The 24,482-nt window shown below is 70.8% G+C and carries 22 protein-coding genes; 5 read left to right on the top strand and 17 right to left on the bottom strand.

Annotated elements, in window-relative coordinates; genetic code table 11:
* Positions 1 to 1,181: 1,181 nt before the first annotated feature.
* Positions 1,182 to 1,619 carry a hypothetical protein gene (locus J5Y04_RS31630; protein WP_209415831.1) on the bottom strand — a complete coding sequence of 146 codons (438 nt, stop codon included), beginning with the start codon at positions 1,617 to 1,619 and terminating at the stop codon, positions 1,182 to 1,184.
* A gap of 845 nt (positions 1,620 to 2,464) precedes the next feature.
* Positions 2,465 to 3,046 (bottom strand): hypothetical protein, encoded by a 582-nt coding sequence (locus J5Y04_RS31625; RefSeq protein WP_209415830.1) that lies wholly within the window; start codon positions 3,044 to 3,046, stop codon positions 2,465 to 2,467.
* Between the two features lie 596 nt (positions 3,047 to 3,642).
* On the opposite strand from J5Y04_RS31625, the gene J5Y04_RS31620 reads away from it, so the two are divergent.
* Positions 3,643 to 4,023, top strand: a complete 381-nt coding sequence (locus tag J5Y04_RS31620) for a hypothetical protein (protein WP_209415829.1) — start codon at positions 3,643 to 3,645, stop codon at positions 4,021 to 4,023.
* A 475-nt stretch (positions 4,024 to 4,498) separates the two neighbouring features.
* Positions 4,499 to 4,765 carry a hypothetical protein gene (locus J5Y04_RS31615; RefSeq protein ID WP_209415828.1) on the top strand — a complete coding sequence of 89 codons (267 nt, stop codon included), beginning with the start codon at positions 4,499 to 4,501 and terminating at the stop codon, positions 4,763 to 4,765.
* A gap of 239 nt (positions 4,766 to 5,004) precedes the next feature.
* Here J5Y04_RS31615 and J5Y04_RS31610 read toward each other — a convergent pair whose 3' ends face one another.
* Positions 5,005 to 6,597, bottom strand: coding sequence for a replication-relaxation family protein (locus J5Y04_RS31610; RefSeq protein ID WP_209415827.1), 1,593 nt, complete (start codon positions 6,595 to 6,597; stop codon positions 5,005 to 5,007).
* A gap of 705 nt (positions 6,598 to 7,302) precedes the next feature.
* On the opposite strand from J5Y04_RS31610, the gene J5Y04_RS31605 reads away from it, so the two are divergent.
* On the top strand, positions 7,303 to 8,154 hold the full coding sequence (locus J5Y04_RS31605; protein WP_209415826.1) for a replication-relaxation family protein: 852 nt from the start codon (positions 7,303 to 7,305) through the stop codon (positions 8,152 to 8,154).
* Between the two features lie 22 nt (positions 8,155 to 8,176).
* On the opposite strand, the gene J5Y04_RS31600 is transcribed toward J5Y04_RS31605, so the two are convergent.
* The 9 genes from J5Y04_RS31600 to J5Y04_RS31560 form a co-directional block, all read right to left on the bottom strand.
* Entirely contained in the window at positions 8,177 to 8,689 is a 513-nt protein-coding gene (locus J5Y04_RS31600) for a zeta toxin family protein (RefSeq protein WP_307853389.1), read from the bottom strand.
* Between the two features lie 273 nt (positions 8,690 to 8,962).
* On the bottom strand, positions 8,963 to 9,151 hold the full coding sequence (locus J5Y04_RS31595; RefSeq protein WP_209415825.1) for a hypothetical protein: 189 nt from the start codon (positions 9,149 to 9,151) through the stop codon (positions 8,963 to 8,965).
* A 535-nt stretch (positions 9,152 to 9,686) separates the two neighbouring features.
* Complete coding sequence (locus J5Y04_RS31590) at positions 9,687 to 11,108, bottom strand: HEPN domain-containing protein (protein ID WP_209415824.1); 1,422 nt, start codon at positions 11,106 to 11,108, stop codon at positions 9,687 to 9,689.
* A 459-nt stretch (positions 11,109 to 11,567) separates the two neighbouring features.
* Complete coding sequence (locus J5Y04_RS31585; RefSeq protein ID WP_209415823.1) at positions 11,568 to 12,473, bottom strand: hypothetical protein; 906 nt, start codon at positions 12,471 to 12,473, stop codon at positions 11,568 to 11,570.
* 402 nt (positions 12,474 to 12,875) lie between these two features.
* Complete coding sequence (locus J5Y04_RS31580; RefSeq protein WP_209415822.1) at positions 12,876 to 13,154, bottom strand: hypothetical protein; 279 nt, start codon at positions 13,152 to 13,154, stop codon at positions 12,876 to 12,878.
* A 111-nt stretch (positions 13,155 to 13,265) separates the two neighbouring features.
* Positions 13,266 to 15,617: a DEAD/DEAH box helicase gene (locus tag J5Y04_RS31575; RefSeq protein WP_209415821.1), complete on the bottom strand. Its 2,352-nt coding sequence runs from the start codon at positions 15,615 to 15,617 to the stop codon at positions 13,266 to 13,268.
* A gap of 125 nt (positions 15,618 to 15,742) precedes the next feature.
* Positions 15,743 to 16,441 (bottom strand): helix-turn-helix domain containing protein, encoded by a 699-nt coding sequence (locus J5Y04_RS31570; RefSeq protein ID WP_209415820.1) that lies wholly within the window; start codon positions 16,439 to 16,441, stop codon positions 15,743 to 15,745.
* The gene (locus tag J5Y04_RS31565; protein ID WP_209415819.1) at positions 16,438 to 18,654 is read right to left on the bottom strand and encodes a hypothetical protein; all 2,217 of its coding nucleotides are present in this window, start codon (positions 18,652 to 18,654) and stop codon (positions 16,438 to 16,440) included. Before J5Y04_RS31565 ends, J5Y04_RS31570 begins: the two co-directional genes overlap by 4 nt.
* Positions 18,655 to 18,661: 7 nt before the next feature.
* Positions 18,662 to 18,997 (bottom strand): helix-turn-helix transcriptional regulator, encoded by a 336-nt coding sequence (locus J5Y04_RS31560; protein ID WP_209415818.1) that lies wholly within the window; start codon positions 18,995 to 18,997, stop codon positions 18,662 to 18,664.
* Positions 18,998 to 19,382: 385 nt separating this feature from the next.
* On the opposite strand from J5Y04_RS31560, the gene J5Y04_RS31555 reads away from it, so the two are divergent.
* Positions 19,383 to 20,105: an HNH endonuclease family protein gene (locus tag J5Y04_RS31555; protein WP_209415817.1), complete on the top strand. Its 723-nt coding sequence runs from the start codon at positions 19,383 to 19,385 to the stop codon at positions 20,103 to 20,105.
* Between the two features lie 132 nt (positions 20,106 to 20,237).
* On the opposite strand, the gene J5Y04_RS31550 is transcribed toward J5Y04_RS31555, so the two are convergent.
* From J5Y04_RS31550 to J5Y04_RS31535, 4 genes are all read right to left on the bottom strand, one after another.
* Positions 20,238 to 21,638, bottom strand: a complete 1,401-nt coding sequence (locus J5Y04_RS31550; protein ID WP_209415816.1) for a helix-turn-helix transcriptional regulator — start codon at positions 21,636 to 21,638, stop codon at positions 20,238 to 20,240.
* Positions 21,639 to 21,768: 130 nt separating this feature from the next.
* On the bottom strand, positions 21,769 to 21,924 hold the full coding sequence (locus J5Y04_RS31545; RefSeq protein ID WP_209415815.1) for a hypothetical protein: 156 nt from the start codon (positions 21,922 to 21,924) through the stop codon (positions 21,769 to 21,771).
* A 651-nt stretch (positions 21,925 to 22,575) separates the two neighbouring features.
* Positions 22,576 to 22,860 (bottom strand): hypothetical protein, encoded by a 285-nt coding sequence (locus J5Y04_RS31540; protein WP_209415814.1) that lies wholly within the window; start codon positions 22,858 to 22,860, stop codon positions 22,576 to 22,578.
* On the bottom strand, positions 22,857 to 23,510 hold the full coding sequence (locus J5Y04_RS31535; RefSeq protein ID WP_209415813.1) for a hypothetical protein: 654 nt from the start codon (positions 23,508 to 23,510) through the stop codon (positions 22,857 to 22,859). The genes J5Y04_RS31540 and J5Y04_RS31535 overlap by 4 nt, the downstream gene beginning before the upstream one ends.
* A 156-nt stretch (positions 23,511 to 23,666) precedes the next feature.
* Here J5Y04_RS31535 and J5Y04_RS31530 point away from each other — a divergent pair, with 156 nt between their 5' ends.
* Positions 23,667 to 24,086, top strand: a complete 420-nt coding sequence (locus tag J5Y04_RS31530) for a hypothetical protein (RefSeq protein WP_209415812.1) — start codon at positions 23,667 to 23,669, stop codon at positions 24,084 to 24,086.
* Here the strand turns inward: J5Y04_RS31530 and J5Y04_RS31525 are convergent.
* A complete protein-coding gene (locus J5Y04_RS31525; protein ID WP_209415811.1) occupies positions 24,070 to 24,408 on the bottom strand; it encodes an ATP-binding protein in 339 nt (112 codons plus the stop codon). The two genes, J5Y04_RS31530 and J5Y04_RS31525, sit on opposite strands and share 17 nt — an antisense overlap.
* Between the last annotated feature and the right edge of the window lie 74 nt (positions 24,409 to 24,482).

The raw sequence follows: 24,482 nt of genomic DNA, 5'->3' as shown, positions 1-24,482 counted from the left end.
GGGGGCGGAAGCCTGCGGCTTAATCGTCGCCTGACGGCTCCTCAGGCGGTGCTGACGCACCGCCAGGTGCGGGGGTGCCGGCTACGCCGTCACCATGCGTGGCGTTGGCCTCGGCTGCGCCTCGGCAGGCGGGTGGGTGGTTGGGGGAATTCGCCGGTGGCGAATTCGTGGGCGCGGCACGCGCCGATGGAGCGGGCGTGGGGCGTCGCTGCGCTCCGCCTTTCCGGCGGTGTTTTCCCCGGGCCTACGGCCCGTCAATCGGTCGCCTTTCCGGTCTTGTTCGGCTGGTGTTTTCACGGCCCTACGGGCCGATTGGCTGGCAGGGTTTCCCGGGTTGCGCCCGGGGGTGGGCGTTGACGATGTGACGCGAAATTCGGGTAGTGGCCCATCCCTCCGATCGGGCGGGGTGCCGGCCGGGGCCTGCGGCCCCTCGGCGTTGACGATGTGTCGCGGACTTCCGGTATCAGTCACAACCCCACCCCCGGGGGCCCTCCCTCGGTCCCGGCCTGTGGGGTGCTCGGGGCTGTTCCACCATGTGGTTGCTGGGCTGGCGGCCCATCCGACGCCTCTGGGGCGGGGCCTGCGGCCCTCGGGAGCAACCTCCGGGCCCACCGGTCCGGCTCGGTCTCCCCGGCTCCGGTGGCGGGCCCTCACGGACGCCCCGCACGGTGGTGCCTGACGGGCCCTCAACCGCACACTCCGGACCGGAATCTGAAGCGTATCCGGAGACGTTCCACCGGCTTCCGCGCAGCCACTATCCTACCGATTCCCTGGCAGGCGCTGGAGGCGAACAGGCAACCTCGCGGAAACCGTCCATCACGGCTCTTTCCTGCCGCACTCCCAGCGGGAATCCGAATTCCCTCCCGCTCCCTTTCTAGCAGCAATCAGAACCAATTTCGAGGCGCAGCGGCGGGGAATCGAATTCAGGCATTCCGGAAAGGGGTCTACGGCCCTCCACGCCGACACGTCAACCGCCCTTCCCGACCGCACAGAAAATCCCGACCATCGTCAACCGATCAATTCCCGAAACAGCGACACCAAACCGAACACCGAGCCAGGCCGACAGAGAGGGGCGCGGCGGCCGCCCCAGAGAATCGCGTCAGCGGCGGGGAGCTGCCGGGGCCGGCCCACCGGGCAGACCGATGCAGTGCGCTCCCGTACCGCACATCGCGGTGTAGCGCTCAGCCGTGGATCTCCCAGGCCCTCTGCGGGAACCAGTGAGGGAGGTCGTCGAGGGCCTCCGCGGGGAAGAACACCGGCCGGGTGAGCAGACGGTCGTGCGCCCGCTGGACGTTGACCACCACGCCCAGGAGGTCCGACCGGGGCACGCCCAGGCTCATGTACGACACCTCGGCGTCGCGTTCCTCCATCCACTGCCCCACCTCTGAGGGAGTCCGGCCCACGAGCGCGGTGCCCTCCACGGTGACCTGCGGCCCGCACAAGGCGTCGACCGCGACACCGGACAACCGCTCGTTCCGGTAGTACAGGTGCAGGCCGAACTCCCGGTACCTGCCCTCACAGACCTTCCAGGTGTCGTCTCCCGGCCCGCTGGTCCACGTCCGGTGCTCGGTGTCCCCGGTGAGAGCGCTCATCGCGGCCGTCACCTCGTCAGCACTCATACCGAAACGCAACGGCCCCACGGACGTGAACGACTCCAGCACCCACTGCACACGATCCTCGTCTGGCTGAACACGCCACCACTCCTCAAACATGATCAACACTCTCCCCGACACCACCGACATCCGCAGGCATCCAGGACACCGCCCAGCCTGAACCTCGGGCGCAGCGGACGGGCCGGGACACAGCCCGCACCCGGCGGGTCGGCCCGCCGAGCACTCCCGGACAGCGCCTGGACGTTCTCCAGGGCGGCCTGACGGCCACCCAGCACTGGCCCCCACCACCCGGCCGGGACGGCGGCGCAGCAGGCGGGCAGCGGGCAGGCAGCGGCGCAGCAGGCCGGAACGACCCGGACGGCGGCAAACTATCGAGAAGCGCCCAGCCCGGCACCACCAAACCGAACACCAACCCCCGACCCGCAAATCAAGCCCGAATTCATACCACAACCCAGCGCCCAATCCGCCGAAACAACCAGGCGGAATACCGGACGGAATTCAACCCCGAATCCACATCCAACAATGCCCCACCGGCCCTCAAGCGGGCCGACCCAGCCTCTGACCCCATCAACCATCACACACAGTCACAAAAACAGCCCGGCCGCCGACCCATAGAACGCTTCAACAGGTCCAACCAAAGGTCCAGACAACTAGGCCTATGAGGCCATTTCATGCCCACAGCAGATAACAGGTCACACTCGGCGGCCCCTCGCCGGGTAGAGCTTGGCGGGCAGCACCAGCGGGCCCAAGCCCTTCGCGGCGCGGACCCGTACGCACTCGGGGCACTCCAGCCGGTCCGGCCCGGCCTTCTCCCGCCACTCCAGCTCCGAACCCTTCGTGTGCTGGGACGGTCAGAAGGGCGGGTTGTCAGGATCGCCGTCGCCATGAGGCCAGGCGGAGCTGGGGAGGTATGGGCTACGGTCGTCATCACCAGGCCGGGCGAGGCCGGCGGTGTCGTGGCCCCACGCGGTCAGGGCGTCAAGGGCCTGCCGACGACGCCACCGCGTGTCGCAGACGAGCAGAAGACGTCGGGCGCGGCCGACCAGGCTGTCACGGTGCCCGGACAGGTCGGGGTGTTCCGCGAACGCCAGAGCGGCGCACAACGCCTCCTCGGCGACCGTGGCGTCGGGGTCGTCGAGGAACGGAGCCACCGCCTGGAACAGCACTGGCCTGAGGGCACGCAGGGCCGCCATGGGCGGGTAGCTCTCGAGGAAGTCCTCCTCGAAGTACCGCTGATGGGCCGCAACACAGGCGTCGTCACTGTCCCAGGCGATACCGGCCAGCCAGCCCAGCAGCAGAGCACAGACTTTGTCCGCTGCCCCGCGGTAATGCTCAGCGCGGCGGGCCAGGACCGCCGCGACACCCAACGCCACGGGCGCGGTCGCCTCGTAAATCGTGTTCTGGTGCTGCACCGGCTCCAGCGCATTGAGCACCCGCCCAGTCTCCTCCGCAGTCAGGCCCGAGCCCAGGAGCGGGGCCAGTACCCGGGGAAGCCCTTCCGCGGTCCCGTACGCGGTACCCAGCAAAGGCCAATCCGTGCCCCGCACCAGCGCCCACGGATCCGGCAGGACATCGGGAAGCGGCACGGGAAGACCCGGGTAAGGGCCAGAAGTCGTCGTCACCCGCCGCACCCTATGACCCGTCACCGACACCCGAGCACACGTCTCCGGAGCGCGACGACCACCGACAAGCGAGGAGCCGGCCTTCCCCCGATCGAACCCCGGCACGTCCAACACGGGCGCAACGCGGCGTTCGCGGTACGGGCGGCCTCCTCGGCCCAGCTCCAGCTTCGAGCCGGCCTTCCCGCCGATCGAGCCCCGGCACGTCCAGCACGGGCGTAGCGCGGCGTTCGCGGTACGGGCGGCCTCCAGCTGCTCCTGGGCCTCCTGTTCCAGGCGCTGGGTGTGTTCCTGGTGGCAGGGCCAGCAGCGGCCGCCGGGACGGCGGGTCCAGTAAGCGAGGTGGTTGACTCGGGCTCGGCCGAGTGGCTTCCTGAAAGCAGGACCACTCGTCTCCGACGGAGGCAGCAATGTCCGAACAGCGACCTTCCGAAAATTCTCGACCCGGGACGCCGCCACCCGGTGTCGATGGCGGTTGGACCCGCTGGGACAAGGGAGCCAGCCCCTCGCCGCCTCGGCCCCGCGAGCCTCGCAGGCTGTTCCTGTGGATCTTCCTCGCTGTTCAGGCGTTGTTCGTGATCTGGATCATCACCGGCTCCGTGAACAGCACCAGATCAGCCGGCAAGAGCTGCGCCGGCCTGACCGGCCAGGACTTCACCAATTGCATCAACGCAGGACATGTGGGCACGACCATCGGCATCGGCTTGATCGTCGGGCTTTGGGCGGCAGTCGACATCATCCTGGGGATCACCTACCTCATCTACCGTCTCAGCCGCCGAGACCAGCCGTAACGTTCCGCACAGCGCCAGCCAGCGTCATGGCAGGTCCAGCAGCAGCCTTGCGGGCCGCGGTCCCTTTGGCGTCCGATGCACACCCAGGTGCTCTCCTCCTCCAGCCCATCGCCGCACTCCACGCAGGCCAGGGAGTCCGTCCGCTCCCGGTGGGCCTTCTGCTGCTCATCCTCCCGGACGGCCCGGCGCCGGTCGTAGGCAGCGCGGTTGTTCGGGTTCTCCAACGCCTCGGTCAGGCAGTGCCGGCCCGACGAGATGGCGGGCTTTTCGCTGCCCGTCGTCGGCAACGGGAGTGGTCCCGGCACGTGCGGGGGCGGCAGCACCAGCAGGCCTCTGTCCTTCTCGGACCGGTCCCGGGCGCACTGCGGGCACTCCGGCCAGTCCCGCCCGGCCTTCCCCCACAACTCCAGCTCCGAACCCTCCTCCCCACCAATCGAACCCTCAGCGCCCGACTCCTGGATCCGCACCCTGCCGGATGTCCGATCAGCCTGCGCTGCCGGAGAGGCACGCCTTGCTGGAGCGAGAGGGCCTGATCGTGGACATCACCGCCGACCAGTTCCCCGATTCGCCGGGCTCGGCTGTGTGGGTCACCCGTGACCGCACCTGGCACGCGCGGTTCGCCCCGGCCGAGGACCGGGGACGGCTGTCGCGGCCACAGGACGACGAACTCCTGGACGCCTACGCCGTACTACGCGACGCGGCCGACGGTGGCGGAGCCGAGAACGCAGTGCGTGCCAAGTGAAGCGCCGAGGACGAGGGGGGTTGGATGCGAAGGCGCAGTCGCCGGGCGGTCAGGTCGAGCCGGCAGGCGGCGGCCGTCGGGGCCGGTCGTCTCCCGCAGATCCAGCTTCGAGCCCCCTCCCCCCCGATCGAGCCCCTCCACGTCCAGCACGGGCGCAGCGCGGCGTTCGCGGTACGGGCTGCTTCCAGCCTGGTCGGTCCGAAGCTGGCGGTGACCGAGCGCCGTCCGCGCCACCAGGGTCACACCCGGCGGCCCCTCCCCGGGTAGAGCTTGGCGTGCAGCACCCGCACCTCCCACCACGGATCGTCCGGGGCGGAGACCAGCGCGGCCACCAGCTCGCGCTTGGTCGGGACCGGCAGCACCAGCAAGCCCAGTTCGTCCGTCTCCCGGTCGCTGACGCACTGCCGGCACTCCAGCCGATCAGGGTCGGCCTTCTCCCGCAGCTCCAGCACCGAACCCTCCTTCCCGCCGATCGAACCCCGACACGTCCAGCACGGGCGTAGCGCGGCGTTCGCGGTACGGGCGGCCTCCAGCTGCTCCTGGGCCTCCTGTTCCAGGAGCTGGGTGTGTTCCTGGTGGCAGGGGTAGCAGCGGCCGCCGGGGCGGCGGGTCCACTGTCCGTGGAGCCCGTATTCGTAGGTGCTCTCCTGCTTGGGGACCTGGCCGCAGTCGGCGCAGGCGAGGGTCCGCATCAGGTCGCAGTGGTCCTGACGGGCCTTCCTCTCCCGGGCTTTCTGGCGCTGGTCGTAGGCGGCGCGGTTGTTGGGGTTGTCGAGCGCGTCGAGCAGGGAGTGCCGTCCGGGACGGCCGTAGCGCCACCACACGGGGCCGAGAGGGCCGTGCTCGGCCAGCAGCTCCAGCGTCGTGGCCACGACCGGCACGGCATCGTCGTACTCACGCCACCCGTCCCCACCGTTGTCGTCCCGGTGCACCGTGCACCACTGCCCGCCCCAGACCTCGGCCGACAGCTTGGCAACGTTCTCCTGGCGGTTGGCCAGCGCCACCGGACCGGCGCCGGTGACGACCAGGGCGACCGGCGGGTACCCGGCGCGGATGTGGCCCGGGTAGGCCCGGCGCCACCAGTGCACCGTGCGGTCGGCCGGCTCCTGGCTGGCGAGGGCCGGGTCGTTGTCGCGAACCTTGGTGCGGAACAGCTCGCGGTACCGGGGGAACTTCGCGGCGACGCCGGCCGGGGCCATGGTCGAGCGGTCGACCTCGACCATCAGCACCGGCACCCCGATCTCCGGGGCCTGCCACACACCGTCCGGGCGCACCTTGCGCTTGCCGCCCGGCAGCAGGAACTCCGTCTCGGTCGACCAGGAGCGCACCGTGCCGACCCCACCCGCGGCCCCGGACGCGCTGCCGCCCAGGACGAACGCGGCGATCGTCTCGTTGACCGCCATCGCGTGCTGCGCGCCGGAGCGCCCCGCGCCCCGGGCGGTGCCGCCCATCTCCGAGCGGACCATCCCGAGCACGGCGGCGGCCGCGTCCAGCCCGGCGGCGCCTTCCAGCCGCCAGGTCTTGTGTCGGTCCTTGGTGTTGCCGTCGGAGGCGACCAGGCCGTGCAGCGCGAGGTCGCCGAGCGCCTGCCGGATCGCCTTGTTCGACGCCACCCCGGGGCGCAGCAGGCGCTGGAGCTGGTCGGCGGTAGCGACCTTGAGGACACCGAGCGCGCCGAGGACATCGGCCCGCAGCGCGGTGGTCGAGCCGTTCGGGTTGGCGGCGCCACGTCGGTACGCGGTCCGTCCCGGCCGGGTCGGCTGCGGGGGTTCGACGGCGTCGGCCTGGTCGTCGTTGTCGTCGGGCTGGGCAAGGCTCTGACGGGTACTCACGGACGTCTCCCGAGGGTCGTGGTCGGCTGGCTGCCTCTGAGGGATATCCGGCGCTCCCGACAGCGGCCAAGCCCGTTGTCGGCCCGCGCGCCGCGCCCTCTCCCGCCACCCCTGATCCGGCCCCGCCGCTACCCCTCGACCAGCGAGCGGCCGGCACCAGCCGGACGCGAGAAAAGGAAAGGCCCACCGCAGGTGCAACAACCCGAACCGACCAACCGACAACCACAAACCAAAACCAAAAGCAGAAAGACGGGAGAAGAGGGTTGTCAGAATGCGGTGGCGGCCCGGATTCGGGCGCTGAGCTGGGCGGATTCGCCTCTCGGGTGCGAGGTGGCCGGTAGGGGCAGCGGAGGGGGAAACGGCAGGGGGAACGGAAGCGGTCCGGCAAACTCACCAGGCCCACCAAGGCATTGGTGAGTTTCCTTGATAGGCCATCAAGGAAACTCACCAGGCAACCTTGATGATCATCCCAGCAGGTCAGAGACGTGCCGACCGGTCCGACGAGGGCCCCGAGGTCGGGACCGGTTGGCGGACGGGATTACGGACCGCATTTCGGACCGGCAAGAACGCGGGATACCTTGGTAGCGAGAGTTATCAGATCGTTATGGACTACCAACCTTGGTGGTGAGAAATCCGGTGAGTTTCGTGGGGTTCCATTCTCCGAGCACGGGATAAGCCCGCGCTTCGGACTGAAGGAGCACATTCGTGCACGGGGATCTGGAGACCGACCACGACGTCCTGGTCACGCTTCACCGCTTCACCCTGGCGACCGCCGAGCAGCTCCACCAGCTGCACGGCGGAACCGCCGGGATCAAGCAGACCCAGAAGCGGCTGACCCGCCTGTACGCCGATGGCCTGGCCGAGTTCGTGACCCTGCCGCAGGCCGGCCGGACGAAGGCCTGGCACCTCACCACCCAGGGCGCAGCGGTGGCGGCCACCTTCCCCGAGGCCCGCAGCACGGACGCCCAGACGCCGGACGGCGAGCAGCTCGCCGTGAGGCACGGTCGCGAGCACCTGCTCGACGTCGGCCGGATCCACACCGCCTTCGTCGCCGACGCCCGGGAGCGCGGCGAGGACTGCGGCCCGCTCGACCTCCTGCCCGGCCGGGCGCTGCCCGCCGGCGAAGGCGGGATGTACCGACCCGCCGCCGAGCTCGCCTACACCGCCGGCACCGGCGAGGAGCGGCACCGGCTGCGGGCGTTCGTCGAACGGCACCGCCCCGGGGTCGGCGCCGAGGAGACCGCGGCGCAGCTGACGGCCTGCGCCGCCCTGTGGGAGCAGTCGGGCCCGGACGGCCGGGGTCGGGCATGGGAGCGCCGCTGGCGAGCGTTCCCGCGGCTGCTGGTGGTCCTGGTCGGCACGGCGGCCGCCGGGGTGCGCGGCGCGGTGGCGGACCTGCGCCTGGCCGCCGAGGAGAACCCGGCCGTCGCCGAGATGCTGGCCGCCGTCCCGGCCGGCGCCGCCCCGATCGAGGACCTGGTCCAGCGCGGACCAGCCGCCCCGGTCTGGCACCCGCTCAGCAGCAGCGGGCGGGCGTGCGGGTGGACGGAGCTGTAGGACGGGCCGAGCGGGCCCCGGCTCAGTCGAGGTCGGCGGATGCCAGGGCCACCGCGAGCACCAGGTACGGGACGGCTCCCAGGCACTGCTCAGCCATCATGCTCAGATCGGACGCCGTGCCCGCGTCGTTCAGGGCCAGCAGCCCGGCACCGATGGCCGCGTCGACCGCCGCGTCCAGAACTTCGGCCACCGTGAACTCCCCGCACGCCGCCAGCTCGCGCACCAGGACGGCGGCCTGCCACCAGCGCTCATCGGGGCGCACCTCTGCGCCCGCCGTCCGCACGTCCCGCTCCAGCAGCGTGCGGTAGCGGCGGTGGACGTCCTTGTACAGGTCGCTGCCGATCCGCACCGCCCCGCCGCGCGCGTCGAGCACGACGTGCACCAGGTCGGCGAGCGTGGACTTGCCCGCGCCGGGCTGGCCTGCGACGAGCACGACGACCGGCCGCTCCTGGCCGGCGGTGCCCTTGGTCCAGTGCGGCAGGATCTGCCGCACCAGTACATCCCGTCTCTCGGCGTCGGACAGTGTGTCCTTCACCGGGCCTCCCACACCCACCGGCCCTCCTGGACAGGTCTGACGTGCATGTTGTTCGATCGGCGGCGGGCGAACGCCCGGCCACGGCAGCAGGGGCCGGCGAAGGCCTGCCGCACGCGCCCGGACGGGCGGCCAGCAGGCAGCACCGACCACCACAGCGACCTCCAGGACGGCCTGACGGCCACCCAGCCGTCCGGCCGGAACGGGCCCAGCCGGGCCACATAGCACCTGGTCAGACTTGTAATACAGGCCCACGTCACATGTCTTCGGGGACGCTCAGTCGTGGATCTCCCAGGCCGTCTGCGGGAACCAGTGGAGGGGGTCGTCGAGCGCCTCGGCGGGGAAGAACACCGGCCGGGTGAGAAGGCGGTCGCCCGCCCGCTGGACGTTGATCACCACACCCATGGAGTCCGATCGGGGCACGCCCAGACTCATGTACGAGAGCTCGGGGTCGCGTTCCTCCATCCACTGCCCCACCACGGAGGGAGCACGGCCGACGAGCGCGGTGCCCTCGATGGTGGCCTGCGGTCCACGCAGGGCGTCGACCGCGATGCCGGCCAGCCACCCGTCCTGGTAGTACAGGTGCAGGCCAAACTCCCGCGACGACGACGATGCCGAACCCGGCCACCAAGCCCGCGACGACCCGAACCGGGCCGGCGAGCTCCAGCGAGCCCACCGACGTGGTGTGGGTGAGCATGAGCGCTCCGGCCATGCCGACCATCAGCACCGCGAGGACCTTGTAGAGGATCGCCGAGCGCATCTTGACCGCCCAGGACGCCCCCGACCAGGCTCCCGGCCAGCAGGTTCACCGCAACCGACCGGTGATCACCGAGGTCCGTGAACGACACCGAGGCCAGCCGGGCCGGCAGAGCGGGGACCACCATGACCAGGCTCATCGCCTTGTTCAAGATGACCGCCAACAGCACGGCGAACCCGAACACCCCGAGGAGGCGACAGATCGTGATCGATGCGGAACGGATTGCGACCCACCGCCGCCAAGCTAGGAGCCCATGGAAGCCTGCAGGGAACGCCAATCGGCCACCGACTGTCGCATCAGGGCGAGGTACCGATGATTTTTTGTGAGAATCTTCTGGAGTTCGTAATCCTTCGGAAGGCCGGCTTCCGTCAGGAGCCTCAGTCGGATGGTCGCCAGCGTGACGACAAGGATGCCGTTCAGGGCTCCCCGGTCATGCTCGACCCGGTGGGTGGTGCGATATCCGTGACTAAGCGCATTGCGAACGGCAGCCGAAACCGACGCCCACTCCTTGGCCTGCCTTTGGTAGAACCAGAGGCAGAATTCATCACCCAGTTCCGAGGTCAGCTGCAGGAGCCTCGACTCCAGGCTCACCTCGGTGATTTTCACGGCGGATTTGACCTTTCTGCGTTCCTTGCTGTCCAGGCCGCCAGCGGTCTTCAGCGCCTTGCCGACCTTCTCTGCGAAATCCGACGGCTGCGGCTCGGGGTGCAATTCACGGTGGAGCGACTCAGCGGCGTTGACCGCTTCCACAACTCCAATCGGGAGCGAGCCGATCCGGCTGCGGGATGAGGCAACGGCGACCGGGACGACAGCCCGTGAAGCGATCCCGACCCAGTTCGCAATAAACTCTTCCGCCTGAACGTCCTTCGCGGTGAAGAAGGGATCCAGTCCTATCGACTCCCGCTCGACATCCTCGTCTATCACCCCGGGGTCGAAGGAGATCGGCATGTAGTCGTCGAAGCCCGCGTGCTCCGCGCTAGTCTCGCGGCGCGGTTGAAGGCGCAAATTGAAGTACTCGACAGGGCGGTCAAGAGTGATTGCGAGAAGCGATTGCAGTGGTATCACTGCTTGCTCCATCAGCTCTTCGAGCGTGAACCCTGAATCACGCTCAACTCCCACGACGACGTATTCACTCAAAGCGCGAACCCGCCTGCTGGCCCGCTCGCTTCCCATTGCCGCTAGCGTGATCGTCATTCCGTTGCCGCAGTTGACAACAGTTGGTTCCAGTCGTCCGTAGCCGACCGACTCCCCGACTGGAGTGTCCTGCGCGATGCCAGAGAACGGCCACCACTCCGACAGTCCGGTCAGCTCGAAAGTAGCGCCAGTGTAGATCGTCGCCTCGGGTAGGGCGTCGCCAGCCAGGAGACTGGAACCGATCCAGGTCTGGGAGAACTGATTATCTGCCTGGTCCTCCTTGTCCCATATGAAATTTGGACCAGTCGTGCGCACGAGGTAGCTGACTCGCAGCGTGTAGCGGCGTCCCGAGCAAGCGCCATAAATGGTCACCGGCGGTACAAGGGAAAGACTGTCGCTCCACTGGTGATTGACCCGCAGAGTACCGATGAGGTCCAACTGCCACTGGTCGGGAGTCCGAGAGAGCGTGCCGGGCACTCGGACGCTGGGATCGTCGTCGGTCCACCAAACACCACTGCGTGACTGGATCATGGGGGCAGCCTAGTTCGTGGCCTATGCCGCAAGAAAGGGTTCTGCCTCAACCCCTGATGCCGAGCAACTGCACTGCGCTCGCGCTTCCAGTTGCCGGCACGAGGCTCAGGGGTCCGGCCGCGAAAGGAGTCCGGGAGGAACCCGAGGAAGCGTGCGGCGTTAGCCGCGTGGGTTCCGTCCGCGGCCTGGACGAGCAGGATCGCCGTAGCCCGGCGGAACTGGGAAGCCGTCGCAGAGCAAGCCCACGCACCGCACCGCGCCGACGACCTATCGTTCCGTCATCAGCGCGCTGAAGCGCAGTTTCGTGCCGGGACGGCGGAACCGCCGGCCTTCTGTCTCGCTCAACTCGAACCTTTTCGGGCCGACCCGGGAGTTGAGGAACGCCAGAAATATTCGAGCTCGGGTGGACACCTGGGCAGGTGAACCGGGTGGGGTCCGGGCCGAGACTGACGAAGCCGGTCAGGAGCGGCGTACGGCCCCCGACGCAAACATCTGGACCAGGGTGGCTGCGATGTGTACCGCCATAGTGGCTTCGTCTACCGTCTCATCCCTGGTGTTCTGCAGGTTGCCGTGGCGGCTGGTCTGCCCCGTCCACAGCAGCTCCATCATCTTCTCGACCGTCTCAATGCCCTCGGTGGCGTTCTTGCCCAAGAGTGGGACGGTGAGCCTGCCGCGGACCTGGCGGAGCTCGCCGAGCATCGTGCCCAGTGTGGCCTTGGGGTGGTTTGGTTGCATGGTGGTGTGGGCTGCGGCCTCCACCGCCTTGATCGCCTCGCTGTACGCCTTCACTGGGTCAGGCTTCAGTGCATACGCGGCGTCGCTGGCCTGCCGAAGATGACGGGTCGCCGATCCACGCTCTGGCTGGTCGGCGGCCTCAGCAGCGGTAGCCAAGAGGGCGGCCACCGCTGGGTCGGTTCGCCGGGCGAGCGCCTGGCCGTCCGCTCGGACGGTATAGAGGGATCGGGAATCGTTCAGGAGCTGCTGCAGCTGCGAACGAGCGGCCCAGGCGGGTGCCTGCTGCAGCATGTGGAGCGCCCCGTACCACGTGATGCTCCCGCTGGGGGGCGGTGTCATCGGCCCCGGCCCGATGAGCCCGAGCAGCGCATCGACAGCATCCAGTAGTTGATTGGCCGGTGTCCGGTATGCCAGACGCTCGGCATGGTCAACGTCCTCAGAGCCCATGTCCTCGGCCCGCAGGTCGATGTTGCAGCGTACGGCCACCCGCGCGGCGGCGTGGCCACGCTTACGGGCGGCGCCGTACACCCACTCTCTGAGCGGGCCCTCAAGACCTGCCGGCACGCCGTCTCGCAATGGGGCGGCGGATGTACTCTCACGCTCGGACAGTGTGGTCCACAGTTCGGTCACCAGCCAACGGTAGGCCCCTCCGACCAGGCGCCGCAGCTGACTTTCACCATCCAGGACCGGATATCGCCACCACTCCGCTGTGCCGACCGACGACCCGTGAGCCACCCACCAGACCACCACCCGGGCGAGCGCCGTTGTTCACACCGAGCGGCTCAGGTCGGCGGGACTGGTTCGCCTACGCCGAGAATTGGACGCCAGTGCGGCGTCAGCCGCGTGGGTTTCGTCCGCGGCCTGGGCCGCATACACGCTGTCGACTACACGCTGTATCCATTGAGGTGCTGTGGCCAACCGCCTCTTCCCAAGGCCAACTATCGATTCCGGTCCCACTTTGGTGGACCGTCAAGGTATCGGCCGCGCACCTTGGTGAGGCCCGTTACGTGATCGTTGCGCTGGAGGGGCTAATCACCAAGGGATCCGCCAAGGTGTGCGGGGTTCAGTTCGGCGACCGCGCGGAGCATGTGGGCTCCGCACCGAGCCGAACGGGCACCCCGCGATGACGACGGGCTCCGGCAGGCCACCACCCGGGCCGGCGCCGAGGACGATCCGGCCCTCCACCAGGGCCACCCAGCCGTCCAGGCCGTCGACGTCCTTCTCGGTCCAGCCGCGGGCCAGGTCGGCGCCCTGGTGGAGGGTGCTGATGCCGTCGTGGCCACTCCAGCGCAGCCACGTCGCGCCGCGCACCGGCGGGGAGTCGAGGACCGGGCGGCCCAGGTCCCGGTCGGCGGGCGCGGGCCGGCTGCTGCATGGGGCCAGCTCCAGCCCTCCGGGTGCGGCGGGGTCTGGCGGGGCGGGTCAGCCGATGACGGTCTCGGCGTGCCGGGTGAGCGCGTCCAGGAGCGCGGTCTGGTGGTCGGTCAGCTTGCCGTCGGTGCGGCCCTTGTCCTGCTTGCGCAGCCACGTGCCGGGGCGGAAGGTCGGGTCGTCGCCAAGGCCGGTGCGGTTCGCCGGGCCGTCGAGGGTGCCGCCTCCGGCGAGGTAGGCGAGCAGGCGGCGGTAGGAGCGATTCCAGTCCGGCTCCAGGCGCCACAGCTCGTCCAGCGCGTCGAGTTTGGCGACCTGGTCCTTGGTGAGGTTCTCGGCCTTGCGCTGGCGGCGTATCCACGCGCCCACCGCGTAGTCGTCGAGCTTCGCCGTGGCGGGGATCGCCAGGTGGCCGTGCTGGTGGTGGAAGGCCTTGGCGTAGGCGTAGCCGCGTTCCCAGGCGTTGGCGTTCTTCGACCAGATCATGCCGAGCGCGTCCAACTCGCTGACGCGGGCGGCATCAAGGAGGCCTTGGCCGTTGAGGTGGCGCTGGCGGGTGAGCCAGGAGATCAGCTCGGCGTGCTTCGCCTTGTCGGTGGGGTCGAGGTGGCCGTGCTCGACGTGGAACGCGGTGGCCACGGCGTGCATGCGCTGCCACTCGACGGCGCGCGGGTTGAACGCCCGCAGCTTCACCGCCTGGAGGATCGCGCCCGCGTGGTGCCGGGCGTTGATCCGTAGCCACTCGATCGGCGACTCGGCCGGGGCCGGCTGCTCCTGGCCTTCGCCGGTGCCGGCCTCCGCCTTCTCCGTGGCCTGCGTCGTGGTGGTGTGCTGGGTCTGCGTGCGGCTGGTGCGCAGCTCGGTGATCCGGCCGACCACCCGGGCGTCGTGCGCCGCAAGGGCCCGCAGAACCCGCCAGATCGTGCGGAAGGAGGAGGCTTCGATCTCGGCGTCGGCCTCCGCCTTGACAGCCTCGCCGGCGTCGTGAACCTCGGCCGGGTCCGCGGTGGCGGTGTCGTCCCCGACCTCCGGGGTCGGCAGGTAGACCGGGATGATGACCCAGGAGACCTTGCCCTGCCGGTAGGACTGTCGCAGCGCGCGGCCGACGGCCTGGACGATGTCGATGACGCTGGACTTCGGGTCGGCGAAGCACACCGCGTCCACCGCCCGGACGTCGATGCCCTCGGACAGGAGGCGGGCGTTGCAGAGGATGCCGCACTCCTCGCCGTCCTCGCCGGTGTGGGCCTTGAACTCGGTGAACGCCTGGCGGCGGTCCTTGAGACGGTCGGTGCCGGCCACCGCCTTCGCCCAGATCCGCTCCGGCCGGTCCTTGTCCTCCAGCAGCTGCGCGGTCTCCATCAGCGTGCCGGCGAACTCCCGCGCCGCCGTCACCCGCGAGTGGAAGGTGATGACCCGGCGCAGGCCAAGGTCGGCGACCGCCCGCAGCACCGCGATCTGCAGCGCCAGGCGCAGCAGCTCCTCGTTGGAGCGCTGCGAGCGCAGGTCGGCGATGGCGGGCAGGTTGAGCAGCTCGCGCAGGTCCTCGTCCGTCACCACCGGCACGAGCACCCGGTAGTCGGCGAGGTAGCCGTGCTCGATGCCCTGGCCGAGGGTCCACTCGTACGCGATCTTGCCGTAGATACTGGTGTCCGTCATGGAGACCAGCGCGGGCAAGGCCTCGCCGGTGAGGTCGTCCAGGCCGGCCTTGGCCTTGGAGTCGTCGGCGACCCTGGGGGTGGCGGTGAAGTAGCCGCGGCGCTTGGTCGGGATCTTCGCGTCGTCGTGGACGGCGCCCCACGCCTTGCCCTCGACACCGGCGGTGCGGTGGGCCTCGTCGATGACCACCAGGTCCCAGGCGGGCAGGCCGAACTGCCGGTGCGCGGCGGTGATCCGCTCCATGGAAGCGTAGGTGGCGTAGACGGTGACGGGCTCGCCCGCCTTCGCGGAGGCGACCAGGTCAGCGATCCGCGCGGCCTGGGTGGTCACGGCCGCGTCGATCCGCCCGCCGGCCTCCGCACTCTCCATCGCCTCCTCCCGCGAACACGCCGCGATGGCCAGCCCGCGGCGCCCGCCCCGCAGCGACCACGCCTCAGCGGTCTGCTCCAGCAGCTCGATCGTCGGCACGAACACCAGCACCCGGCCGCGCGCGGCGACGCGGCGGGCGCAACCGGCGGCGATGAGGGTCTTGCCGGAGCCGGTCGCGGCCACGATCGTGACCCGGCCGCCGTCCTTGATCTCGCGCACCGCGGCCGTCACCGCCTCCTTCTGGAACCAGTGCAGCGGCAGCGGATTCACCACCGCGGTGGTCCCGGAGGACGGCTGCGCCGGGAGCGGCGGTACGGCGTGGGCGCGCAGCCCGGCCGATACGGCGGCCTCGGTGGCGGTGGTGGTCGTGGTCTCCACGGCGGTGCGTCTCCTGTTCTGCCGGGGCGGGTGCGGTGCGGTGCGGGGTGGTGTGGCAGGGTCGGGGCCGGGGCGGCCTCTCCCCGGGGCCAGGTCATGGTTGGGGAGAGGCCGACCGGGAGCCGCTACTCGGGGATCCAGCCCCTCACCTCCAGGTACGCGATGTCGGCGTCCTCGACGGCGCGGCCGGTCTCCACCAGCCACTCCTTCATGGCCTCGGTGACGTCGCCGTGGTGGTCGGCGACGCGCTGGGACCATTCGGCGGCGTCGAACCCGCCGCTGGAGGCGGAGCCGTAGGTGCGCTCCTCGGTGCCGTCGGAGCGGGGGATGAACCCGCGCCGGATGCCGCCGGAGTCCTTCTCCGACCCGGCCGAGTAGATGTACTGGTCAGCCTTCATCCGGACGGTGAAGGCGAGGCGGCCGCCGGCCTGGCCGGTCTCGTGCACAACCGGGGCCAGGTGGGAGGCGCCGGAGCGGATGGCCTGCTTCCCTGCGCGGCCGGCCATCGACTCCCCCGGGGTGCCGACAGTGTCCTTGCCCCGCACGCGAGCCTTCTGCCCGGTCTTGGTGCGGCGGCGGGTGGTGTTCGCCTCGGCGATGCCGGCCAGCGCCTCGGTGTCCCGCTCGCCGCCCCGGACGGCCCGCACCATCTGGCGCAGGGCATTGACCATGCTGGCGCCCTTGCCCTTGGTGAAGAACTGCGACACGAGGGAGGCGTCGCGGCCCAGCATCCTGGCGACCTGGCGCCTGGTGTAGCCCTGGTCGATCAGCTCCTGGGTCAGGCGGGCGGCCTCGTTCGGGTTGGTCGGGTCGGCCGGGCTCACCGGTCACCTCCGGCGGCGAGTTCGGCGCGGCCCAGGCCGCGCAGCTTGAGGTACTGCTCCTGGCTGGCCGGGTGCTCGACGGGCCCGGTCAGGTGGCCCTTGAGGAGGTAGTCCCCCGGCTCGCCCCGGTACGGCCAGGGCTGGCGCTCGGTCAGCGCGATGCCGTCCGTGCCGAAGTACACGACCGTGCCGGGCCTGGCGTGCAGGGCACCGGCGTAGCCGATGACCTCCTTGCCCTGTCGGTACTTCATGTCCAGCAGCGCCGCCCGCGCCCCCGACCACACGTAGGCGGCCCACTCGGGGTGCGCGTACGGGTCGCGGGAGAACCCGGCCTGCCGCTGCCAGGTCACCACCTGGTCGTCCTGACCGAGGATCTCCACCCCGGCGGGGAGGGTCTCACCGATGGGGGTGGTGCCGGAGACCAGGCGCGGGCGCTGGGCGAACCCGCCCAGGCCGAACAGCAGCACCGAGCGGACAGCCCGGGAGGCGAGGTAGGCAGCGGTGCGCTGCCGCTCGTCGCCGTGCAGCTTGGAGAGGTTGGTCAGGTCCGCCCAGGCGGCCTTGAGGCGCTTGCCCCAGTCGTCGAGCGGCTTGCCGTCCTCGAAGAGCAGGCCGCCGAGGATCTCGACCTTCCACGGCATCAGGTGGTTGGACAGCGCGAGGTGGACCTCGGCGCCGCCCGCCCACGTGGTGAACGTGGTGCCGGGCTCGGACGAGTAGACCCAGGCGCGGTCGCCGGTGACCGGGGCCGGGAGCAGGCCGACGTGGTTCCAGCCGGCCGGGACGGTGACGCGCACGTTCCAGTGCGAGCAGGACATCAGCGCCTTGGTCTGCTCGGCCTCGGTCATGGCGGCGAACGCGGCTGCGGTGATCCGGCGCGGTGTGCCGACCGGGGACTTCCACAGGTGCTTCGCGTAGGCGAACGTCCGGTCGTACTCCACCAGCGCCGGAAGCTGCTCCGGCACCCAAGGCGGCAGGATCAGCTCGGTACGCCCCTGACCACCCGTCGCGTGCAGCAGACCCCGCAGCTCCTCGGACAGGACCGGATAGCCCCCGGCCCACTTGCCCGTCGTCGGGATCGTGCGCGACCACAGATCCCGGCCCGTCTGCGACGGCGAGCCCATCAACACCGCGTCGTCCCAGTGCCGGCGCAGCGCCTGCCACAGCAGCCGGAACGCGTCCCGGCAGGTGACGACGTCGGCGCCGTCCGGGTCGAACCACTCCCCCATGCTCCGGATCTCGGTGGTGCCGCTGTCGGGCGCGGCGGCGGGGGCGTAGCGGCCGACGGGCTGGCGCTGGTGGACGAAGTGCCCGGCGAGCTTGTCCCGGCCGGATCCGACGGCGGTGGTCCACCGCTCGCTGGGGGTGTTGAGCCAGGCCGCGACGGCGTCCTTGAGCGTGGAGTAGCGCTCGGCGCCGTCGTGCCACGGGGCGCCGGCAGTGATGTAGACCCGCTCCGTACCCGGGGCCGTGGTGAGGACGGCGTCCAGGATCTCCCCGGGCGTGCGGGCGCCGAGGTCGACCCGGACGACCTGGTCGCGGACCGCGAGCATGCCGGCCGCCGCGTCCAGGAACACCGTGGAGCGGGCCTGCTGGACGAAGTTCGGGCGCTTGGAGACCAGGCCGCTGGTGACGGCCTCGAACCGCGCACCGGCCGGGCCCTCCGGGAAAAACGGCAGCTCGCGCGGACCGGCCTCAACCACCGGACCCGGCGCAGCAACGACCGGAGCGACCGGAGCCGCCGGGACAACCGGCACAGCAACAGCGGGAGCGGCCGGGGCCGACTGCTCGACGACGGCCCGGTCCTCGACCTCGGCCGGGGCCGGGGCCGGCTGCTCAAGTACGGCGGCCGGACGGGTCAGCACCGGAGCCACCGCGGCAACGGGCTCGGCGACCGACGCGGCCACGGGTGCCGGGGCGGGCTCAGCGGCAGCGGTCTGGTCGTCGGCCCTGGTGGTGCGGACGGCGGCCGGAGTCGGGTCCAGCAGCGGAGCGATCCGCACCACGTCGCCGACCGACAGGCCCGAGGCCTTCGCGATGGCCGGCGCCTGGGCGCCCTCGTACCCCGCGAGTTCGCTGATCCGGCGGGCGCGCTGCTGGTTGAGCTTGTCGAGCGCGGCCTGCGCGGCCACGACCGTCTTCTCGGCCTTGCCGATCTCCTCGCGCAGCGGGCGCAGCTCGGCGACCTTCGCGGTGTACGTCTTGCGGTCCATCAGACTCTCACTCTCCTTCCGTGGTGTCGGTGCTGGTGCCGATGCCGAGGGGGCGGGCCTGGCGGGCGAGGGTGAGCCAGCCGTCCGGACCCCGGGTGCCGTGGATATCGGCCAGGCCCGCAAGCAGGAAGGCGTACGCGCCGCGCCTCGGTGCCCGGGGCTGGGCGGTACCGGCCTCCCACTTGGCGAAGGTCTCCCGCCGGGTGTCCAGGGCCGCCGCCACCTCGACCTGGGTCAGGCCGGCCGCCTTGCGCAGCCGCTCCCGCTCGACGGGTTCCGGCAGATCCCCGCCGTCCCGCGCCTTGGCCAGCAATGCGTCGACCGCCGCAAAGATCTCACTCATCACATACCTCCACGCAAGAAAGATAGCATAGAACATCTCATGTAGCGCAGCATTATTAATCGCACATGCGTAGCACGATGACCGCATTAGGTGCGCATACATCGTGGGTGGGTCTACTGCCGCCGTTCGGGCCCGGCCACCGCGTGATAGTCGGGCCGACCGGCCTACTCGGTCGCGGTCTTCGGTCGGGCCCGGCAGCAGCCGCGGCCGGGCGGTGACAGCAGGCGGATTGCGGCGACCACGTTCGTTCCGCCCGGAACGGCGAAACGGGGAGTCCAAGCGACGGGCAGGCGAACCGGTTCTGCGGTGAAAGCCGTCCCCCACCCGGGTGAGAGCGCGGACAACGCTGCCGTGCACCGCGGGCCGGGCCTGGTAGACCCGGTGCGTGATCAAGCACTTGCTGCGGGCCACGCCCGTGTTCGCCCTGGCCGTTGTCAGCCTCGCCGCCCCGGCCTCCGCCACTCCCGCACCCGCGTGGGCGGCCCAAGCCCGTTCGACCGCGGCCACCCCTCGCGTTGCCCCCTCCTCCGCGGCGAACGTGCCACTGTTCCAGGCACTGTCCTGGATCGAGGAGGCTCCGGAAGGCACACGGGACGGCTACAGCCGCGAGCAGTTCAAGCACTGGAACAAGGGCCTCAACCCCACGGACGGCTGCGACACCCGCAAGGAGGTCATCCTGTCCGAGGCGCTGGAGGCACCCGAGATCGGGCCGAAGTGCACGCTGACGGGCGGACGGTGGTGGTCGGAGTACGACCAGAAGTGGATCACTTCGGCGAAGGACCTGGACGTCGACCACATGGTCCCGCTCGCCGAGGCATGGGACTCGGGGGCGGCCACCTGGACGGCGGCGCGCCGTGAAGCGTACGCCAACGACCAGGGCGCGCCGAACAGCCTGATCGCAGTCTCAGGCAGCTCCAACCGCAGCAAGGCGGACAAGGACCCGGCGGACTGGCTCCCCGTGCCGGACGACCGGTGCAAGTACACCGTCGACTGGGTGGCCGACAAGCTCCGCTGGCGACTGACCGCCGACGCCGCCGAGCACGAGGCACTCTCCCGCCTCGCCGAATCCTGCCCGACCGCCACCGTCAGCTACGACCAGGTCGCGTAGCCACCAGGCCTGCCCAGCCACACTCGCCACCAGCTGTCGAGAACCGCATCTTGGGCCGCCTGCCGTCGGTCCCCGCAGCGCGGGGACCGACGGCAGGGAGGTCCTGCGCCGGTCCCGGCCGTGGACCAGGGGCTACTGGTCGCTGGGCGTTGCCGACTCCGCCTTGTGGGACGGCTGGCCAGTAAGGCTGTCGGACCGTTCGGCGAGGCTCGCCAGAACCGCCTTCTGCTTGGCCTTCAGGACACGCTCCTGGCGCGGTGACAGGTTCGGCCGGCTGCCGAGGACACCGCTGAAGCGCTCCAGGAGGCCGGGCACCCGACGGGAGATGTCCTCCCCGGCCGGCGGCAGCGGCGGATCCTGCGCTGCGGGCGCGCACGTCTTCAGCCGGTCCACGGAATCACGGGCGGCCTGCCACAGCGGGCGGAAGTACCCGTGGTCGCCGCCGAGGACGAACAGGAACTTCGCCAGGTCCTTCCAGTCCTCCGTTCCTCCGCCATCCAGCATCGTGGTGACCTGGTCCGGGGTCAGGCGCCACTGGCTGGCCACGGCGATCTCGTAGGCGGGCGGGCTCCCCGCCCGCGCGTGGAGGGTGCGCAGGGCTGCGAGCAGCTTGTCCATGGCCGGGTTGGGGCTCTCCTCCGCCGGCACCGGCGGGACCGGCCTGGCCGGCTTCGTCTCCCTGAGCCGCTCGGTCTCCCACACCTTGCGCAGGATCGCGGGATCCGCTCCGCAGGCCTGGGCGTAGCGCTCGGTCAGGGACCAGGTGGGCACCCGGTCTCCGTTGAGGATGCGGGAGAGGTAGGAGGGTGAGCAGCCGGTGCGTTCGGCGATGGTCTGCAGTTGGAGGTCGCTGGCGCGGGCGAGCATGGACAGGACGGGGGCGAGGCGGTTGTAGCTGGCCCTGCCGGGTTCGGGCGGGGGCGGGGCGGTGGGCGGGGGTGTCTTGGCGGGGGGCGCGGTTTCGGTGACCGGGGGCTTGGCGGGGGCGGCCGGCTGGTCGGTGCGGGGGCGGACGAGCTGGCCGAGCCGGCGGGTGATGTGGGCCTGGGTGAAGCGGTGGCGGGCGGTGTCTTCTCCTATGTCGAGGAGTTCGCCGATCGTGGACCAGGTGAGACGGCGGTCCCGGGCGAGGCCGACGAGGCCGGCGGTGAGCCCTTCGAGTTGGGCGCGCATGTGGACGGCGCGTTGCAGGGCGTCCTGGGGTGTTGTTTCGGGGGCGGACAGGCAGCGGGCGAGCTGGCGGAGCTCTTCCTGCATGTCCTTGACGATCTCCATGAGCGTGTCCTCCAGGCTGGGCGCGCTCCCGTGGGCGGGGGCGTTCGGCGGGTGGGCGGTGCGCAGGGCGGTCGGGGGTGGGGTGGACGGGTCCTCGGGGTTCGGGGCTGCGCGGGCTTCGGCCTTGCGCCGTTCGCGGTGCGCGGCCTGGCGGCATCCGGTGTCGCAGTACTCCCGGGGGCGGCCTCTGCGGGGGCCCGGTTCGACGGGCAGGAAGGTGCCGCAGAAGCAGTACCTGGCGGGGGTGTCGTTCACCATCTCTTCTCTCCTTCTCCGCTGTCACGAAAAGGGTTCAGAGCCGCCGGTTGCGCGACGGAACCGGGGTTCTCAACCCATTTCGTTCCACCGTCGGGGCCGGACCGGCGGGGTGCCGGGCCGGCCCGGTGGGTCAGGAGCGGCTGGGCCGCTTGACGTGGAAGCCGCTGGCGGTGGCGGTCGCGAGGGCGGCGACCAGCCAGAACGTGGCCTCGGCCGGCGTCTGGGCGCGGAGGTGGTCCTGGGAGATCAGGATGATCGGCAGCGGGATATGCGCGAGGAAGCGCATGGTCCCGTTCTTGCCTTTCCGGTTCACGTCGGATCGGTTTTCGTAGCCGCTGCTACGCTCACCTGCATAGGCCGAACCGTCGGAGGAGGGTTTGGCGCGGCGACGCCGAGGGGATCGAGACACAGTATTTCCTTGGCTCGTTCGAATTTGGGTATAGGCGCGGAGCCCCGGGCTGGATGGTTTGGCGACCCTCCGGGGCTCTGCGTGCCCGAACGTGACCATAGCCTCACGTTCTGCTGAAGCCGAATGCCTCGAATCGGTACAAACGGCATCTTTTGCAGGTTGTTGCAGGATTGTGCGAATTCCGCGCCTCGAAACCGTGAAAATCAGTCCGTCTTTCTTCAAATAACCCACCGCGGCGTGCCCGGCCTGCTAAAAGACGAAGCCATGGACAGGTATTAGCACCCTGTTTGAGTAGAAATAGCGCGACATGGGCGTCACCTCCTGACAACAGGAAGACGATGCACGCGCCGCCCCGCCGCCGCGTGACAGGCCTCAGGGACCACTGCGCACCGGTAGCACCGCACCGCAGCCGCGGCGGCCGCCACCACTGCCACAGGCCGGCCTCGTCCCGCCCCGACACCATCACCCGCGCCCGCCGGCCGGTCAGCTGCCCGTGCCTCTCCCCCAGGCCCGACCAGGCCCTGACAGTCACGTCCAGGCGCAGCTGGGCGCCGGGCCAGGGGCCGGGAGTGATGAGGACGGTGCCAGTGCGGCGCAGGTGGGCAGCGAAAGGCTCATGTCGGCGGCCTCGGTGATGCTGCCCTTGGCGAGGCCGCCGTGCGGGAGCAGCGGGGCGAGCGATTCCAGGACCGGCAGAACGGTGGCCCGGGCCTGCCGGGCGCGGGTCGCCGGGGAGGTGGCATCCAGCAGGGCGGCGAGCCGTTCGAAGCTGTCAGCGTGCGCCTGGTCGCGGACGGCGGCGAGGCCGGTCACCGGACCTCCCGGTCGGGGGCGGCCGCGGCCGGTGCCGGGGACTGCTCGTCGGGCCGGGCGGGCGTGGTGTCGGCCGGGATGGGCTGAAGGACTGCGGTGTCGGCGATCACCCAGGCGGCCTGTGCGTCCTCTCCCCAGCGCACGTGGGCGATCCACGGTCCGGGGCCGGGGCGGCGGCGGGCGGTGACGAGGCCGGAGTGCCACCGGCCCGCGGTGCGGACCCAGGCCAGCCGCCAGCAGCGGTCCGTGCCGGCCGGATCGGAAGTGCCGGCCATCTCGGATGGCACCGTCACGGCGTCGCGCCACCGGCCGAAGTAGGGCCCGGTGGCAGGTGGCGGGCCGGCGGGCTCGGGCAGCGGCCGGATGGTCTCCTCGGAATAGAGGAACCAGCCCCAGGCCTGTCCGTCGGGCGTGGCCGCGTCGTCGCCCCACCGCACGTGGACCACCCAGCGCGGGCTGCCGGGCGGGCGACGCCAGACCGTGAGCAGCCCGGGGCGCCACCGGCCGCCGAGCCGGATCTCCACCAGCCGCCACCGGCGCACGTCCCGGGAGGCGCCGGGCAGCGTCATCAGCTCCCTTGGTGCCCGTTCGGCATCCCCGGGCAGCCCTTCGGGGCGTGCGGGGCGGGAGAACGGCACGGCTGAGGTCATAGACTCAGTATTCGACCATTTGTTCGAGTGATCAAACGTCAGCCAACTCGCCTCCACGCCGCCGCACCGACATCAGCCTGATCGCCCGATGTGGCGCGGCTGGCCGACGAGGCCTGCCCGGCTACGGTGGATCACCCCCGCTCCCCGAGGACACTCATGCGCCCCGCCCGCTTCCAGCAGTTGCTCCTCGACGCCGCGGCCGGCCTGCCCGGCACGGCCGCGAAGGCCTTCGCCGACACCGGCCACACCCGCCACCCGTACGGCATCGCCGTCGAGGCCGGCGGACGGACCTCGCTGTGGCAGGTGGTCGGTATCGGGGCCCCCGGCAGCGGGTGGTCCGAGCCCGAGCCCGAGCCGGTCCTCGGCACCAGGCCCACTGCCATGGACGTGCCCACCCCGGCCGGTGACCCGGCCTCGGTCGAACACGCCTTGGTCGCCGTGCTCCTCGCCGCCGACCCGGGCGAGATCTCCGCAGTCGAGATCTACTCCGACCTGCCCCGTCCCCCGGCCGTCGGGCACGGGGCGACGATCGACTTCCACGACGGGTCCCGCATCTTCCTCAACCACGTCCGCTGATCCCGCCTGCACGGGGCGGCGGCTGTCTATTCGGCCCGGACCGCTCGCAGCGGGCGGTGCCAGCGACAGCGGCCTGGTCAAGCGCCACCGGCAGGCCGACCTCGGCCCACACCGTCTTCCCCGTTTCGGTCGGGGTGGTGCCCCAGCGGTCGGCGAGGGCGGTCACCATCAGCAAGTCGCGGCCGGTGACGGTCTGGTCATCGCCGGGGCCGGTCACCGGGCGGGGAAGGACGGCGGCCTGGTCGTCGACCTCGATGCGCAGCCGGTCCCCGTCCGGCTCCATCAGCAGCGGGACCGGAAGCTGGGCGGGGTCGCCGTGCAAGGCGGCGTTGGCGAAGCAGTTCCCCAGCGACGGTGACCAGGTCGTCCGGCACCTCGCCGGTGATGCTCCAGGCC

It is taken from the genome of Kitasatospora sp. RG8 (genome assembly GCF_017813315.1).
In the GTDB taxonomy this organism is placed as follows: domain Bacteria; phylum Actinomycetota; class Actinomycetes; order Streptomycetales; family Streptomycetaceae; genus Kitasatospora.
Note: the sequence above shows the minus strand (reverse complement) of the source record. Positions and strands in the feature narration are given on the sequence as shown.

Excerpts from the sequence above, each read along its gene's own strand:
- J5Y04_RS31630 (WP_209415831.1), bottom strand. The coding sequence starts at position 1,619 with ATGAGTGCTGACGAGGTGACGGCCGCGATGAGCGCTCTCACCGGGGAC.
- J5Y04_RS31620 (WP_209415829.1), top strand. The coding sequence starts at position 3,643 with ATGTCCGAACAGCGACCTTCCGAAAATTCTCGACCCGGGACGCCGCCA.
- J5Y04_RS31615 (WP_209415828.1), top strand. The coding sequence starts at position 4,499 with ATGTCCGATCAGCCTGCGCTGCCGGAGAGGCACGCCTTGCTGGAGCGA.
- J5Y04_RS31595 (WP_209415825.1), bottom strand. The coding sequence starts at position 9,151 with ATGGAGGAACGCGACCCCGAGCTCTCGTACATGAGTCTGGGCGTGCCC.
- J5Y04_RS31590 (WP_209415824.1), bottom strand. The coding sequence starts at position 11,108 with ATGATCCAGTCACGCAGTGGTGTTTGGTGGACCGACGACGATCCCAGC.
- J5Y04_RS31565 (WP_209415819.1), bottom strand. The coding sequence starts at position 18,654 with ATGGACCGCAAGACGTACACCGCGAAGGTCGCCGAGCTGCGCCCGCTG.
- J5Y04_RS31560 (WP_209415818.1), bottom strand. The coding sequence starts at position 18,997 with ATGAGTGAGATCTTTGCGGCGGTCGACGCATTGCTGGCCAAGGCGCGG.
- J5Y04_RS31550 (WP_209415816.1), bottom strand. The coding sequence starts at position 21,638 with ATGGTGAACGACACCCCCGCCAGGTACTGCTTCTGCGGCACCTTCCTG.
- J5Y04_RS31545 (WP_209415815.1), bottom strand. The coding sequence starts at position 21,924 with ATGCGCTTCCTCGCGCATATCCCGCTGCCGATCATCCTGATCTCCCAG.
- J5Y04_RS31535 (WP_209415813.1), bottom strand. The coding sequence starts at position 23,510 with ATGACCTCAGCCGTGCCGTTCTCCCGCCCCGCACGCCCCGAAGGGCTG.
- J5Y04_RS31530 (WP_209415812.1), top strand. The coding sequence starts at position 23,667 with ATGCGCCCCGCCCGCTTCCAGCAGTTGCTCCTCGACGCCGCGGCCGGC.